Raw genomic sequence first — 14,616 nt, 5'->3', positions numbered from 1 at the left:
CTCGGGCTCAGCGCCGTCCCAGGAATCGCCGCGCCGCCGTGCGCAACGGCCGTCGCGCCTTCCGCTCCTGCCGCCAGCGGTGGAGCTGCCGCCACCAGGCGCGGCGGCGGAAAAGGCCGCGCTTCGACAGCGGCTCGAACCGCTCCTCGGCCGATTCCGGGTCGAGCAGTTCGCTGGCCCCCAGCGCGCGCGCGAAGCCGGACAAAGCGGGCGGCTCGAAGGGAACGAGCGTCTTGCCTTCACCCCGCAGCGCCTCGACCGTCGCGATCAGCGATCCGGTCTCGGCCATCACCCGCGCCACCTCCGCCGGCTCGACGCCGAGATGCTCGGCCATCAGCCGTTCGCGCAGGGCGCGGATCGCCGGCTCGTCGCCGCTCACCGCCACGTCGCATTCGCTGTCCAGGCCCATCGAGCGGTTGTTCATGTTCGCCGATCCGACCTGCAGGACCAGGTCGTCGACGATCATCACCTTGGCGTGGACGTAGATCGGGACACCCGCTGGCGTCACCGGCGTGTAGATGCGGAACCGCTTCTCGACGTCGATCTCGGCAAGCGCGCGCATCAGCTCGGCGCGGGCCGTGCCCATCGCCTGCTCCTGCAGCCAGCCATCCGCGCTCTCCGGGTTCACCAGCACGACCTCCGGCCCGCCGGGCTCCGCCAGCCGCTTCGCGATCGCCTCGGCGATGCGGCGCGATGCGAAATACTGGTTGTCGGCGTAGACGAACCGCTTCGCCCTGCCGATCAGGTCGAGGAACATCGCCTCGATCTCGCGCACCTCCTCCGCGCCGCCTGCCGGCCGCGTCCGCGCGATCGCGACGGTGGTGTCGGTCATCAGCGCGGGCAGGCCCTCGATCCAGCGGCCGGGCTCGGGATCGGGCACCGGCTCGATCGGCTCCCCGCCGGACGCTACCCAGCGGTCGCGGCAGAGTTCCGCCAAGGCAACCGCCGCCGGCCCGTTCACCGCCGCCGTCACGTCATGCCAGGGCGGGTAGGGGAAGCCGAGCGGCCCGCGCCGGCGCGGATCGTGATCGGCATGGTCGCTGGTGTCCCAGCGGTCCACCGTCATGTCGATGCCCCCGCAGAAGGCGAGCGAATCGTCGATCGCGATGATCTTCTGGTGGTGGGTTGCCCCGATCGGATGCTGGGAATCGAAGCGGAGGGTGACGTTGCTATGCATCTTCCACCGCAGGATCGTCAGCACCGCCGCCCCCCGTAGCAGCAGCTTGAAAGCGCCCATGTTCCAGATGAGGATGCGGATACACAGGTCCGGCTTGCGGTTCGCGAGCCAGGGGATGAAGGCGCCGAGCGTGTTCGGAACGCCGTTTCCGCTCTTGTCGGGATCGAGCTTGATGCGGGGGTCGAAGTCCCAGCCGACGATGGTGATCTGCTTCTCGGCCGCCATCATCGCATCGCGGACATCGCGGAAATAATCGTCCGCATCGACGATCACGGCGAACCTTTCCGCCTTCTCGATCCGCCAGCAATTCTCGCCGGGGCGGAAGGGGGATTGCAGTTCGTCGCTCAAGCCCGGCTCCACTGTTGGTCAGGGCTGGGTAGCGGGCGCGCCTGAATGGATCAACGGGGCAGGTGACAACGTTGCTGCAGTGCAGCATAGATGGGAGGGATGATCGTAGCGCGTACCATCCCAGTCTGGCTCGTCCACCTCTCGCTTGCCGTCGGCGGTTTCGCCATCGGCACCACCGAGTTCGCGGCGATGAGCCTGCTGCCGCACTTCACGGCCGATCTCGGCATTGACGCGCCGACCGGCGGGCATGTCATCAGCGCCTATGCGCTTGGCGTGGTGATCGGCGCGCCCTTGCTCGCCGTGCTGGGCGCGCGGTTGTCGCGGCGGTGGCTGCTGATTCTGTTGATGGCGATGTTCGGTCTGGCGAACGGCCTCGGCGCCTTGGCCCCGTCCTACGACATGCTGCTGGTCACGCGTTTCCTCAGCGGCCTGCCGCATGGTGCCTATTTCGGGATTGCGGCGCTTGTCGCGGCGGGGTTGGTGCCGCCGAACATGCGCGCTCAGGCGGTGGGCCGCATGATGCTGGGCCTGACGGTCGCGACGATCATCGGCGTGCCGGCGGCGAACTGGCTTGGCCAGGCGCTCGGCTGGCGCTGGGGCTTCGGCGTGGTCGCGATCCTCGCCGGGCTGACCGTCGCGATGATCGCCGCCTTCGCGCCGCGCGACACCGCCGCCCGCACCGCCAGCCCTTTGCGCGAGCTGAGCGCGCTCGCCCGTCCGCAGGTCTGGCTCACGCTCGGCATCGGCGCGATCGGGTTCGGTGGGCTATTCGCGGTCTACACCTATCTCGCCTCGACCCTGCTGGCGGTGACCCATGTCTCGCCCGCTGCCCTGCCCCCGGTGCTCGCCGTCTTTGGACTCGGCATGACGACGGGCAGCATCGTCGTGCCGCGCTTCGCCGGTCGCGGCCTCATGCCGGTCGCCGCCGCTCTGCTGGTGTGGAGCGCGGTGTGGCTCGCGCTGTTCCCGCTCCTTGCGGCGAACATCTGGACCCTGTCGCTCTGCATCTTCGCTATCGGCTGCGGCGGCGCGTTGGCGATCCTCCTGCAGACGCGGCTGATGGATGTGGCGGGGGAGGCGCAGGCGCTGGCCGCCGCGCTCAACCATTCGGCGTTCAACACCGCCAACGCGCTCGGCCCCTGGCTAGGCGGGCTGGCGATCGCGGCGGGCTGGGGCTGGACCTCGACCGGCTATGTCGGCTGCGCCCTCGCGCTCGGCGGCCTTGTGATCCTCGGCGTGTCGGTCGCGCTCGATCGTCGCGGTCGGATGATCGACGCCCGAGCCTGACGGGTAGGATAGGTCAGTGCAGCTTGGCGATCGACAGACCGTCGAGCTTGGCGCGCTCCTTGACCGATTCCTCGCTGCGCGTCAGCGCCTTGGCGATCGCCTTCAACGCCATGCCTTTCTTGGCGAGCGTATGAAGCTTCTGGAGCTCGTCAGGACGCCAGGGCTGCCGATGACGTTCGAACCGTTCCGCCATGGCCGTTCCTTTCAGGGCATTGATGGACGCGCGGGATATCGCGATGCTCGCGCGGACGCCAGCGGCCCCTCGTCTTCCGGGCGGATCAGCCCTTGCCCGCCGCCTTCTTCTTGTCCGCGGCCTTGTCGTTCTCGGCGGTCTTCGCGCTCGCCTTCTTAGCGGGGCTCTTCGCGGCGGCTTCCTTGGTCGTGGAGGATTTGCCGCCCGACTTAGAGGACGCATCCTTCTCCGCGACCTTCGTCTCGGCCGCCTTGGCGGAGCCAGCCTTCTTGGTGGTCGCCTTGGTCCCGGTCTTCTCCGCGGCCTTGCTGTCCTCGATCGCGGACTTGACGCTGGCGAGCTTGGTTTCGCCCGCCTTGCCCTTCGCCGGAGCCTTCGTGCTCTTGCTCGCGACCGCTACCGGCTTCTTCTTCACCGGCTCGACCTTTTTCGCCTCCGCCTTCTCGATCTTGGCGGCGACGGGCTTCGGCTCGGGCGCTGGCGCGAAGGGACGGCGGCTGTCGGCGGAGCCTTGCTCGATCACGCCCTCCGTCATCCGCACCGCCGGGTGGGAGATCGGGCCGAGCAGGCTCGCCACCGTCTCCGGCGCGCCCATGCTGCGGCTCTTCAGCACGTTGAACCCGGCGTCGAGCAGCGCCCCCACGTCACGGTCGCGGTTCGCCGAACTCGGCTCGCCCAGCACCACCGCGATCAGCCGCTTGCCACCGCGCATCGCCGAGGCGGCGAGGGTAAAGCCGGCGTCGTTGGTGAAGCCCGTCTTGATGCCGTCCATCCCCGGAAAACGGCCGAGCATCTTGTTGTGGTTGGCGATCAGCTGCTTCTCGTACTGGTACTTCTGCTGGCTGAAATAGGCGTAGCGCTGCGCATGGTTCTTCAGCAGCGCGGCGGACATGGTGGCGAGATCGCGCGCCGTCGTTACATGGTCCGGGTTCGGCAGGCCGGTCGCGTTGACGAAATTGGTGTTCGTCATACCGAGCGACCGCGCCTTGGCGTTCATCATCGTCGCGAAGGACCGCTCCGTCCCGCCCAGCTTCTCCGCCATCGCGACCGCGATGTCGTTGGCGGACTGGACCGCGATCACCCGGATCGCCTGATCGACCGACAAGCTCTTGCCGGGTGCCAGGCCCAGCCGCGACGGCCGCTGCGAGGCGGCGAAGCGGGAGATCGGCACCCGGTCGTTCAGCGACAGCTTGCCCGCCTCGATCGCGTCGAACGCCATGTAGAGCGTCATGATCTTGGTGATCGACGCCGGGTGGCGCAGCTGGTCCGCCGCGTTCGAATAGAGCACTTCCTTGCTCGACGGGTCGACCAGGATCGCCGCATAATGCGGGCGCAGGAACTTACCCGGCACCTTCATCTCGGCCGCGGCGGCGGGTGCGGCCAGCGTCAGCGGCACGACACCGCCGAGCAGCGCCATCCACAAGCCGACCTTGACCCCAAAACCCCGCATCAGACACCCCTGCAAGCGGATCGCACGACCCGTTGTTTTATATAGGATTTCACATCTTAGGGTCTCATGAACGGCTGCGCCAGTCGAGGCACGGCGACTCGGCTCACCGCGAATAGGAGTCGGTTCGTCGGAGCACCGTTCACGCGGAACCCTGTCCTCCCGGGAACGAAAGCCGCCCTCCGTTCGTGCTGAGCTTGTCGAAGCACCAGCACCGGCACTTCGACAAGCTCAGTGTGAACGGGATAGAGTGAACAGATGGACACCGCCAAGACCTTCTCCGCCCTCCACACCCACGGCTTCGTTCGCGTGGCGGCTGCCACCCCGCGCGCCTCCTCGGGTGAGCCGGCGGCGAATGTCGCGGCGCATCTCGATCTCGCCCGCCGCGCGCATGAGGAGGGCTGCGACCTCGTCGTCTTCCCCGAACTGGGAGTCACCTCCTACGCCATCGACGACCTGCATCTGCAAGGCGCGATCCTGGCCGCGACACAGACTGGTCTCGCCGAGATCGTAGCGACGAGCACCGAACTGTCGCCGGTCCTGCTGGTCGGCGCGGCGCTGGAGCGGAACGGACGCCTCTACAATTGCGCTGTCGTGATCGCGCGCGGCCGCATCCTCGGCGTGGTGCCGAAGACCTTCCTCCCCAACTACCGCGAGTATTACGAGAAGCGCTGGTTCGCCAGCGGGGCAGGGCTGACCGGCCTCACCATCGACGTCGCCGGCCAGACCGCGCCCTTCGGCACCGACCTGCTGTTCGCCGCGAGCGACCTGCCCGACTTCGTCTTCCATGCCGAGGTGTGCGAGGATTACTGGGCGCCGATCCCGCCGTCCTCCGCCGGGGCGCTGGCGGGCGCGCTGGTCCTCGCCAATCTCTCCGCCTCCAACATCGTCATCGGCAAGGGGCGGGAGCGGCAGCTGCTCTGCGCGGCACAATCCGCCCGCGCGGTCGCCGCCTATGTCTATTCCGCCTCCGGTCCGGGCGAGAGCACGACCGATCTCGCCTGGGACGGGCAGGGGCTGATCTACGAACTGAGCGAGGAGATGGCGTCCTCGCCCCGTTTCGCGACCGAGCCGTTCCTGACGATCGCCGACATCAACCTCGCCCGCATCCGGCTCGAGCGGCTGCGCACCCCGACCTTCAACGACGGCGCGGCGGTGGCGGGGCACCCGGAACTCCGCTTCCGTCGCGTTGCCTTCGATCACCGGCCCAGCTTCGCCGACATCGGCCTACGCCGTCCGATCCGCCGCTTCCCCTTCGTGCCGAACGATCCCGCGCGGCTGGACGAGGACTGCTATGAGGCGTTCAACATCCAGGTCCAGGGTCTCGCCAACCGGCTGGAGGCGACCGGGGCCAAGCACCTCGTCATCGGCGTGTCGGGCGGGCTCGATTCCACCCACGCCCTGATCGTCGCTGCCAAGGCCTGCGACATGCTCGGCCGCCCGCGTGACACCATCCTCGGCTTCACCATGCCGGGCTTCGCCACCGGCGACGAGTCCAAGGGCAACGCCTGGGACTTGATGCGCGCGTTGGGTATTAAAGGCGAGGAGATCGACATCCGCCCCGCCGCGACCCAGCTCCTTAAGGACATGGGCCATCCCTTCGGGCGCGGCGAGCCGGTCTACGATGTGACGTTCGAGAACGTGCAGGCGGGTCTCCGCACCGACTACCTCTTCCGCCTCGCCAACCAGCGCGACGGCTTCGTGGTCGGCACCGGCGATCTTAGCGAACTGGCGCTTGGCTGGTGCACCTATGGCGTCGGCGACCAGATGAGCCACTACGCCGTCAATTGCGGCGTGCCGAAGACGCTGATCCAGCACCTGATCCGCTGGTCGGTATCCAGCGGCCAGTTCGACGCCGCGACCGATGACGTCCTCACCCGCATCCTCGGCATGGAGATTTCGCCCGAGCTGGTGCCCGCCGATGCCGAAACCGGCGCGATGCAGAGCACCGAGGACAAGATCGGCCCCTACGAACTCAACGACTTCTTCCTCCACCACATCGCGCGGCATGGACAGAAGCCGTCGAAGATCGCCTTCCTCGCCTGGCACGCCTGGCGCGATGTGAACGCGGGCAAATGGCCGGCGAACTTCCCGGAGGGTATCCGCCACCAATACGACCTGCCCGAGATCAAGCGGCGCCTGCGCGACTTCCTGTTCCGCTTCTTCCAGATCAGCCAGTTCAAACGATCGGCGATCCCCAACGGCCCGAAGGTCTCGACAAGCGGCGCCCTCTCCCCACGCGGCGACTGGCGCGCGCCGTCTGACGGGGTCGCCGGGCCTTGGCTGGAGGAGTTGGAGGCTGGGGTGCCGGACTGACGGGCTAGCTCGCCCGCACCAGCACCGGCTTCTCCCGGTACAGACCCGGGTACAGCGACTTCAGCCCCGCCACCTTCGGCATGTCGTTGATGCGGATATAGGGTGCGTTCGGGTGGCGGGTCAGGTAGTCCTGATGGTAGCGCTCGGCCGGAAAGAACCCCTGTGCCCGCTCGACTTTCGTAACGATCGGACGCTTCCACAGCTTCGCCTGGCTGAGTTGCCCCAGATAGGCCTTGGCGGTTTGAAGCTGCCGCGCGTTGGTCGGGAACAGCGCGGAGCGGTATTGCGGCCCGCGATCCGGCCCCTGCGCGTTCAGCTGCGTCGGATCGGCCACCACTGAAAAGTAGATCTGCAGCAACTGGCCGTAGCTCACCTGGGCAGGGTCGAAGGTGACCTTCACCGCCTCGGTATGGCCGGTCCCGCCGGTCGAAACGCTGTCGTAATTCGCCGCCGACGCGGTCCCGCCGGTATAGCCCGACACGGCGGACGTGACGCCCTTCACATGCTGGTACACCCCCTGCACACCCCAGAAGCAGCCACCCGCGAACAGCGCCGTTTCGGTCTTCGCGGGCGAGGCGGGGTTCACGGCTGGCGCGGGCGCGCGAACGATACTTTCGGCCGAGGCGGGCATCTGCGTGAGGATGCCGATGGAAAGCGCGATGGCAGCCGCGCCCCCGAGGATGCGGGGGAGGGTCATGCCCACGATATGGGGCTCTGTTCGTAGACCGGAAGAGGGTTCACGCGGAGGCGCGGAGCCGCAGAGAGAAGAAGAGCCACCAAGCGCCGAAGGCGCAATCACTCTCTCTTCTTCTCCGCGCCTTCGCGCCTCCGCGTGAACAAACTACTTCAGCGCCGCACTCGCCGTCTGAATACGCTCGCACGCCTTGGTCAGCAGCGCCTCCGACGTGGCGTAGCTGATGCGAAATGCCGGCTCTAAACCGAACGCCCCGCCATGCACCGCCGCGACCTCCGCCTCGTCGAGGAAGTAGTCGATCAGCTGCGCGTCGTTCTCGATCTTCTGCCTCTTCGGCGTCGCCTTTCCGATCAGGCCCGAGACGTCCGGATAGACGTAGAACGCGCCTTCCGGCGTCGGGCAATGGATGCCGTCCACCGCGTTCAGCATCCCGATCACGAGGTCGCGCCGGCGCTTGAACGCCTCGTTCCGCTCGGCGAGGAACGACTGGTCGCCGTTCAGCGCCGCCGTCGCCGCTGCCTGCGCGATCGAGCAGGGGTTGGATGTGGACTGCGACTGCAGCTTGGCCATCGCCTTGATCAGCCAGGCCGGCCCGCCCGCAAAGCCGATGCGCCAGCCGGTCATCGAGTAGGCCTTGGAGCAGCCATTGACGGTGATCGTCCGCTCGTAAAGCTCGGGCGTCACCTCCGCGATGGTCGCGAACTTGAACCCGTCATAGACGATATGCTCGTACATATCGTCGGCCATCACCATGACTTGCGGGTGACGGACCAGCACCGCGCCGAGCGCCTTCAGCTCGTCGGCGGTGTATGCAGCACCCGAGGGATTGGACGGCGAGTTCAGGATCACCCAGCGCGTCTTGGGCGTGATCGCCGCTTCCAGCTGCTCGGCCGTGATCTTGTAGTTCTGCGACGCCGCCGCCTTGATGAACACCGGCGTGCCGCCCGCGAACTGGACGATGTCCGGATAGCTCACCCAATAGGGGGCTGGGATGATCACCTCGTCGCCGGCGTCGATCGTCGCGACCAGCGCGTTGAACAGGGTGTGCTTGCCGCCGACGTTTACGCTGATCTCGTTTGGCGCATAGGTCAGGCCGTTGTCGCGCTTGAACTTGGCGGCGATCGCGGCCTTCAGCTCGGCGGTGCCGTCCACATTGGTGTACTTGGTCTTGCCGGCGTTGATCGCCTCGATCGCGGCCTGCTTGACGAAGTCGGGGGTGTCGAAATCCGGTTCGCCCGCCGACAGGCCGATGACATCGACGCCTTTCGCCTTCAGCTCCAGAACGCGGCTGGTCATGGCGAGCGTGGCGGAGGGCTGGATGCGGCCCAGCGCCTGAGACGTATGCGGCATTGTCAAGGAACCCCGTTCTGGTGCGGACGGGCGGGCCTATAGCCCCGGCTTCGCCGCCCCCGCAACCAATCGCGCACGCATCAGGCCGCGCAATGCGTTGCCGATCAGGAAGCCGTCGGCAAGGTCGTCCGGCCTCAACTCCGCCTCGAACGCGCGTCCTTCGTCCAGCAGGCGCGCGCGGAACACGCCGGGCATCACCCCGCGATCCAGGGGCGGGGTGGCGAGACGGCCGTCCCGCGCGACGAAGACGTTGGTGAAGCTGCCCTCGTGGACGACCCCATCCGCGCCGATGAACACCACCTCGAACGTGCCCGCCGCCTTGTGCGCGGCGCGGAAGAAGTCGCGATCTGTCGTCTTGTGGCGGAGGCGGAAGTCGGAAGGATCGACCGGCAGTGGTGCCAACGCGACATCGACCGGCATGTCGGGCGTCGCCGGCACCGGTCGCGTCTCGATGGCGATCTTACCAGTGGCGGAGACGAGCAGCCGCACTGCTCGCTCGCCGCGCAGGCGGAAGGTTGCCGCCTGGATCTCGTTCCTGACGTCGTGCCGGTTGAACGGGATGCCGAGCGTGTCCGCACTTGCCTTCATCCGCCCGAGATGGCGGTCGAGGTCCTGGATGCCCTCCATCGCGTCGAAGCGCATGGTTTCCAGCAGGTCGAGGGCAGGCATACTCAACGTCACGAACGCACCCTTGTCGTGGCACTCGCGCCACTCTTCGGCGATGATCGAGTCCGCGACAATCCCGGAACCGAGGTTCAGACGCGCTTTGTCATCATTGTTCGGAATGACCAGCGTGCGGATAGCGACGTTGAAAGCGGCGCTTCCGTCCGGCGCGACATGGCCGATGGCGCCGGTATAGGCGCCACGCGGGCCGGTCTCGATCGCGCGGATCACCTCCATCGCCCGCTTCTTAGGCGCGCCGGTCACCGATCCGCAGGGGAAGGCCGCGGCGAGGATGTCGGCGGCATGGAGGCCCGGCAGCAGCATCGCCTTCACCGTCGAGGTCATCTGGTGGACGGTCGGATAGGTCTCCACGGTGAACAGGTCCGGCACCCGCACGCTGCCCGCCTCGGCGACACGCGACAGGTCGTTGCGCATCAGGTCCACGATCATCAGGTTCTCGGCCCGCTGCTTGGGATCGGCGGAGAGCCGCGCGATGGCGGCGGCGTCATCGCCGTCCCGCCGCGCCGTCCCCTTCATCGGCCGCGCGGTGATCGTCCGCCCGTCGAGGCTGAAGAACAGCTCGGGCGAGAAGGACAGCAGCCAGGTCTCCCCGGTCCACACGATCCCGCCCCAGCGCCCGCCGCCGCGCGGCCGCAGGCGCGCGTAGAGGGCAAGCGGGTGGCCGCAGATCGCCAGCTCGGTCGGGAAGGTGACGTTCGCCTGATAGATGTCGCCCGACGCGATCCAGTCCTGCGTGGCGGTAAGCGCGGCCGTATAGGCCTCGAAGTCGATCAGCGGCCTCGGCGCTCCGGCCCATGCCCCGGACGGATCGGGCAACAGTGCGGGCACGTCCTCGGCCGCCAGCACCTCGCAACGATCGAACAACCCGAACCAGCCGCCATCGCCCTCGAACGGCAGATACCCCGCAGCGTGTAAGTCCGTCCCCCGCAACCGATCGAGCACCGCATCGAACTCGCCGCTCACGACCTCCACCGGATGCCGGTAGAGCCGCGCCACCGCCCCCGCGTCTCCGCTCATGTCGTCCAGCAGCACGAAGGGCTCGGCGGGGTCGCGCGGCAGCATGGCTGCCCTCTCGGCCAACAGCGCCGCCGTTGCAACCGGCGCGCCGACGCGTCATCTGAGGAGCATGTCAGAGACCCAGCCGCTCAAGGCCGCGATCATCCCCGTCACCCCGCTGCAGCAGAACTGCACCCTGTTCTGGTGCACCGCCACGATGCGCGGCGCGTTCGTCGATGCGGGCGGCGACCTGCCGCGGCTCAAGGCGGCGGCGGCGCAGCACGGCGTCACCATCGAGAAGCTGCTCGTCACCCACGGCCATATCGACCATTGCGGGTCCACGGCGGTGCTGGCGAAGGAACTCGGCGTTCCGATCGAGGGGCCGCATCCGGACGATCGCTTCTGGATCGACCGGCTGGGCGAGGACGGCGCGAAATACGGCATCCATGGCGAGCCGTTCGAGCCGGATCGCTGGCTGGCGAACGGCGACACGGTGACGGTCGGCGACCTCATTTTCGACGTCTATCACTGTCCCGGCCACACGCCGGGCCATGTCGTCTTCCACCACGCGCCATCCAGCCTCGCCATCGTCGGCGACGTGCTGTTCCAGGGATCGATCGGCCGCACCGACTTCCCGCGCGGCAACCATGCCGATCTGGTCGAAGCGATCACCACCCGCCTCTGGCCGCTCGGCGACCAGACCGCCTTCGTCCCCGGCCACGGCCCGATGTCCACCTTCGGCCACGAACGGAAGAGCAACCCCTTCGTGGCGGATGCGGTGCTCGGGGACAGGTAACTTCCCGGCCCCAACGCCGTTCGCACTGAGCTTGTCGAAGTGCCAGCGCGACGGGCAGCACCGGGACTTCGACAGGCTCAGCCCGAACGGCGTTGTGCTAACTTAGAGATACGTCACGCTCGCAACGCCGCCCGTCACGCCGAAGCCGATCAGCACCGCCCAGAGCGCCAGTAGCAGCGTCGCCACCCAGGTCAGCAGGATGCCGCCCGCGCGCATCACATTCGGCACCGGCCGCTCGATCCCGAACGGATGCAGCACACGCCCGATCGCCAGCGCCGCGCCGATCCCCCACAGCTTGCCGTCCGCGCCGACATGCAGCTCGACCAGCGCCATCAGGATCAGCGCGACCGGCACATATTCCGCGAAGTTCGACTGCGCCCGCATCCGCGCGACGATCAGCGGATTGCCGCCGTCGCCCACCGGCACCCCCTTCATCCGGAAGGGCACGATTCGCATCGCCAGCCACAGGTTGATGATGGCCAGAGCGGCGGCGATGATCAGGGTGACGGTGGGCAGCATCGGGCATCCTTCTTATGAGGCGCGAACAGGTGCCATGCCCGCTCGGCGCTTGCAACGAAGGTCAAAATCGCTATAGGCGCGTGTCGCTCGCGACGAAGCAGACCTCATCCGGTCCGCTGGCCAATTGGCCTCCGGACCGATGGTCGTCTGCCTCGCCGCGTTTTTCATTACGATTAGATCGAGACAGGTGCCGACATGGCCGTTCCGAAGAGAAAAACCTCGCCCTCCAAGCGCAACATGCGCCGCAGCCATCATGCGCTGACCGTCGAGTCGTTCCAGGAGTGCAGCAACTGCGGCGAGCTGAAGCGCCCGCATCACCTCTGCGCCGCCTGTGGCCACCACAACGGCCGTGAGGTTCTTCAGGTCGAGGCCTGAGACCGGTTAGAGACGGAGTGACGAAGCCCGTGGTCGATCAGCCGCGCCTCGCCATCGATGCGATGAGCGGCGATGGCGGCCCGGCGGTCATTTTGGCCGGGGCCGCGACCGCCTTGTCTCGCGACCCGTCGCTCCGCTTCATCCTGTTCGGCGATCAGGCGGCGATCGCGGCCGAACTCGCCCGGCATCCGGCGCTGAAGGCGGCGGCAGAGATCGCGCATGTCGACGGCGTCGTCTCCGGTGAGGAGAAACCGACGCAGGCGATCCGCCGCGCCAAGACGACCTCGATGGGGCTCTCCATCCACGCGGTGAAGACCCACGCCGCCGCCGCGGCGGTCTCCGCCGGAAATACCGGCGCGCTGATGGCGATGGCCAAGCTCGCGCTCCGCACCATTCCCGGCATCGATCGCCCGGCGCTCGCCGCGCTCTTGCCGACGCTCGGCGACAACGATCTCGTCATGCTCGACCTCGGCGCCAATACCGAGTGCGATGCCCGCAACCTCGTCCAGTTCGCGGTCATGGGCGCGGCCTATTCGCGCCTCGCCCTGGGTGTCGCCCGCCCGCGCGTCGCGCTGCTCAATATCGGCACCGAAGAGGGCAAGGGCACCGAGGAACTGCGCGACGCCGCCGCCCAGCTCCGCGCCGCCGACCCCGCCTATCTCAGCTTCGACGGCTTCATCGAGGCCGATCGCCTCGGCCGGGGCGAGGCCGACGTGATCGTCTCGGACGGCTTCTCCGGCAACATCGCGCTGAAGGCGGCGGAGGGCACGGCGCGCTTCATCACCGACCTCATCAAGCGCGCCTTTTCCAGCTCGCTGCGGTCGAAGGCCGGCTTCCTGCTGTCGCGCCCGGCGCTCCACCTGCTGCGCCACCATCTCGACCCCAACAACCATAACGGCGCGGTCTTCCTTGGCCTCAAGGGCATTGTGGTGAAGAGCCACGGCGGCGCGAATGCCGACGGCATCGCACAGGCGGTCGCGGTCGCGGCGAAGCTGGCCCGGGCCGACCTGCCCCGCCGCATCGCCGAGGATCTCACCCAGGTCGAGACCACCCGTATAGCGGTCGCGGCCAAGTGACGCGCCGCGCGATGATCGCCGGCACCGGCTCGGCTCTGCCGAAGCGGCGGGTGACCAATCAGGACCTTGAGGCGATCGTCGACACCACCGACGAATGGATCGTCGAGCGCACCGGCATTCGCGCCCGCTACATCGCGGGTGAGGGGGAGACGACCTCCACCCTCGCCGCCGAGGCCGCGCGCAACGCGCTCGCCGCCGCCGGGATCGATCCGACCCAGGTCGGCCTGATCGTCCTCGCCACCGCCACCCCCGATCAGACCTTCCCGGCGACCGCCACGCGCGTGCAGGAAATGCTCGGCACCGGCGACTGTATCGCCTTCGACGTGGCGGCGGTCTGCTCCGGCTTCCTCTACGCCGTCTCCGTGGCCGACAGCATGGTTCGTACCGGCGCGGCCGACGTGGCGCTGGTGATCGGCGCGGAGACCTTCAGCCGCATCCTCGACTGGGAGGATCGCGCCACCTGCGTCCTCTTCGGCGACGGTGCCGGCGCGATCGTCCTCCGGGCGGAGGAGAACGACGGCACCAGCCAGCCTCAGGGCATCCTCGGCACCAAGCTCCATGCCGATGGCCGCCATAACGAACTGCTGTACGTCGACGGCGGCCCCTCCACCACGCAGACCGTCGGCAAGCTGCGCATGAAGGGGTCCGAGGTGTTCCGCCATGCGGTGACCAACCTCGCCGCCGTGCTCCACGAGGCGCTGAAGGGCTGCGATCTCACCCCCGCCGACGTGGATTGGGTCGTGCCCCATCAGGCCAATCAGCGCATCCTCGACGCCACCGCCCGCAAGCTTGGTCTGCCGGCCGAGAAGGTCGTGACCACCGTCGCCGAGCACGCCAACACCTCCGCTGCCTCCGTGCCGCTCGCGCTCGACAAGGCGGTGCGCGACGGGCGCATCAAGCGCGGCGACCTGCTGGTGCTGGAGGCGATGGGCGGTGGCTTCACCTGGGGTGCAGCAGTCGTCCGTTACTGATCCGTTATGATCTAGGGGTTTTCTCCTTTGAATTCCGGCGTTAGGGTGATCCTCCAGCGCCTGTTTGGCGAGAGGGGAATATGGCCGAAAGCGACACATTGACCCGGGCAGACCTGTCCGACCGGCTCCATGAAGAGGTCGGGCTGTCCCGCGCCGATTCGGCGAACATCGTCGAACGTGTCCTCGCCCATATGTGCCACGCTTTGTCGACGGGCGAGAACGTGAAGATCTCCGGCTTCGGCAGCTTCGTCCTCCGCGACAAGGGCGAACGCGTCGGCCGCAATCCGAAGACGGGTGTCGAGGTGCCGATCGCGCCCCGCCGCGTCCTCACCTTCCGCGCCAGCCAGACGATGCGCGACAGCATCGTCAAGGGCGGCTGAGGCCTCC

The 14,616-nt window shown here is 67.9% G+C and carries 14 protein-coding genes; 7 read left to right on the top strand and 7 right to left on the bottom strand.

Features of this window, described 5'->3' with window-relative positions:
- Positions 1-7 precede the first annotated feature (7 nt).
- Positions 8-1,525, bottom strand: coding sequence for a phospholipase D-like domain-containing protein (locus ACM608_RS12115; RefSeq protein ID WP_419683469.1), 1,518 nt, complete (start codon positions 1,523-1,525; stop codon positions 8-10).
- A gap of 99 nt (positions 1,526-1,624) precedes the next feature.
- Here ACM608_RS12115 and ACM608_RS12110 point away from each other — a divergent pair, with 99 nt between their 5' ends.
- Positions 1,625-2,812 carry an MFS transporter gene (locus tag ACM608_RS12110; RefSeq protein ID WP_419683468.1) on the top strand — a complete coding sequence of 396 codons (1,188 nt, stop codon included), beginning with the start codon at positions 1,625-1,627 and terminating at the stop codon, positions 2,810-2,812.
- A 13-nt stretch (positions 2,813-2,825) separates the two neighbouring features.
- Here ACM608_RS12110 and ACM608_RS12105 read toward each other — a convergent pair whose 3' ends face one another.
- Positions 2,826-3,005: a hypothetical protein gene (locus ACM608_RS12105; RefSeq protein ID WP_419683467.1), complete on the bottom strand. Its 180-nt coding sequence runs from the start codon at positions 3,003-3,005 to the stop codon at positions 2,826-2,828.
- Between the two features lie 85 nt (positions 3,006-3,090).
- Positions 3,091-4,455: a D-alanyl-D-alanine carboxypeptidase family protein gene (locus tag ACM608_RS12100; RefSeq protein WP_419683466.1), complete on the bottom strand. Its 1,365-nt coding sequence runs from the start codon at positions 4,453-4,455 to the stop codon at positions 3,091-3,093.
- A 255-nt stretch (positions 4,456-4,710) separates the two neighbouring features.
- Between ACM608_RS12100 and ACM608_RS12095 the strand changes: the two genes are divergently transcribed.
- The gene (locus tag ACM608_RS12095; protein ID WP_419683465.1) at positions 4,711-6,768 is read left to right on the top strand and encodes an NAD(+) synthase; all 2,058 of its coding nucleotides are present in this window, start codon (positions 4,711-4,713) and stop codon (positions 6,766-6,768) included.
- A 4-nt stretch (positions 6,769-6,772) separates the two neighbouring features.
- Here the strand turns inward: ACM608_RS12095 and msrA are convergent, their stop codons facing one another.
- From msrA to pabB, 3 genes are all read right to left on the bottom strand, one after another.
- The gene (msrA, locus tag ACM608_RS12090) at positions 6,773-7,465 is read right to left on the bottom strand and encodes a peptide-methionine (S)-S-oxide reductase MsrA (RefSeq protein WP_419683464.1); all 693 of its coding nucleotides are present in this window, start codon (positions 7,463-7,465) and stop codon (positions 6,773-6,775) included.
- 144 nt (positions 7,466-7,609) lie between these two features.
- The gene (locus ACM608_RS12085; protein WP_419683463.1) at positions 7,610-8,812 is read right to left on the bottom strand and encodes a pyridoxal phosphate-dependent aminotransferase; all 1,203 of its coding nucleotides are present in this window, start codon (positions 8,810-8,812) and stop codon (positions 7,610-7,612) included.
- A 36-nt stretch (positions 8,813-8,848) separates the two neighbouring features.
- Positions 8,849-10,576 (bottom strand): aminodeoxychorismate synthase component I, encoded by a 1,728-nt coding sequence (gene pabB, locus ACM608_RS12080; RefSeq protein WP_419683462.1) that lies wholly within the window; start codon positions 10,574-10,576, stop codon positions 8,849-8,851.
- Between the two features lie 46 nt (positions 10,577-10,622).
- On the opposite strand from pabB, the gene ACM608_RS12075 reads away from it, so the two are divergent.
- The gene (locus ACM608_RS12075; protein WP_419683461.1) at positions 10,623-11,288 is read left to right on the top strand and encodes an MBL fold metallo-hydrolase; all 666 of its coding nucleotides are present in this window, start codon (positions 10,623-10,625) and stop codon (positions 11,286-11,288) included.
- A 102-nt stretch (positions 11,289-11,390) separates the two neighbouring features.
- On the opposite strand, the gene ACM608_RS12070 is transcribed toward ACM608_RS12075, so the two are convergent.
- Positions 11,391-11,807: an MAPEG family protein gene (locus ACM608_RS12070; protein ID WP_419683460.1), complete on the bottom strand. Its 417-nt coding sequence runs from the start codon at positions 11,805-11,807 to the stop codon at positions 11,391-11,393.
- A 195-nt stretch (positions 11,808-12,002) separates the two neighbouring features.
- Here ACM608_RS12070 and rpmF point away from each other — a divergent pair, with 195 nt between their 5' ends.
- From rpmF to ACM608_RS12050, 4 genes are all read left to right on the top strand, one after another.
- Positions 12,003-12,182, top strand: a complete 180-nt coding sequence (gene rpmF / locus ACM608_RS12065; protein ID WP_419683459.1) for a 50S ribosomal protein L32 — start codon at positions 12,003-12,005, stop codon at positions 12,180-12,182.
- 29 nt (positions 12,183-12,211) lie between these two features.
- Positions 12,212-13,258: a phosphate acyltransferase PlsX gene (gene plsX, locus ACM608_RS12060; RefSeq protein WP_419685192.1), complete on the top strand. Its 1,047-nt coding sequence runs from the start codon at positions 12,212-12,214 to the stop codon at positions 13,256-13,258.
- An 11-nt stretch (positions 13,259-13,269) separates the two neighbouring features.
- Complete coding sequence (locus tag ACM608_RS12055) at positions 13,270-14,229, top strand: beta-ketoacyl-ACP synthase III (protein ID WP_419685190.1); 960 nt, start codon at positions 13,270-13,272, stop codon at positions 14,227-14,229.
- Between the two features lie 80 nt (positions 14,230-14,309).
- On the top strand, positions 14,310-14,609 hold the full coding sequence (locus ACM608_RS12050; protein ID WP_419683458.1) for an integration host factor subunit alpha: 300 nt from the start codon (positions 14,310-14,312) through the stop codon (positions 14,607-14,609).
- Positions 14,610-14,616: the final 7 nt, after the last annotated feature.

It is taken from the genome of Sphingomonas sp. ID0503, assembly GCF_048565625.1.
GTDB lineage: Bacteria > Pseudomonadota > Alphaproteobacteria > Sphingomonadales > Sphingomonadaceae > JBLZUR01.
This window is presented reverse-complemented; position numbering and strand designations above follow the sequence as displayed.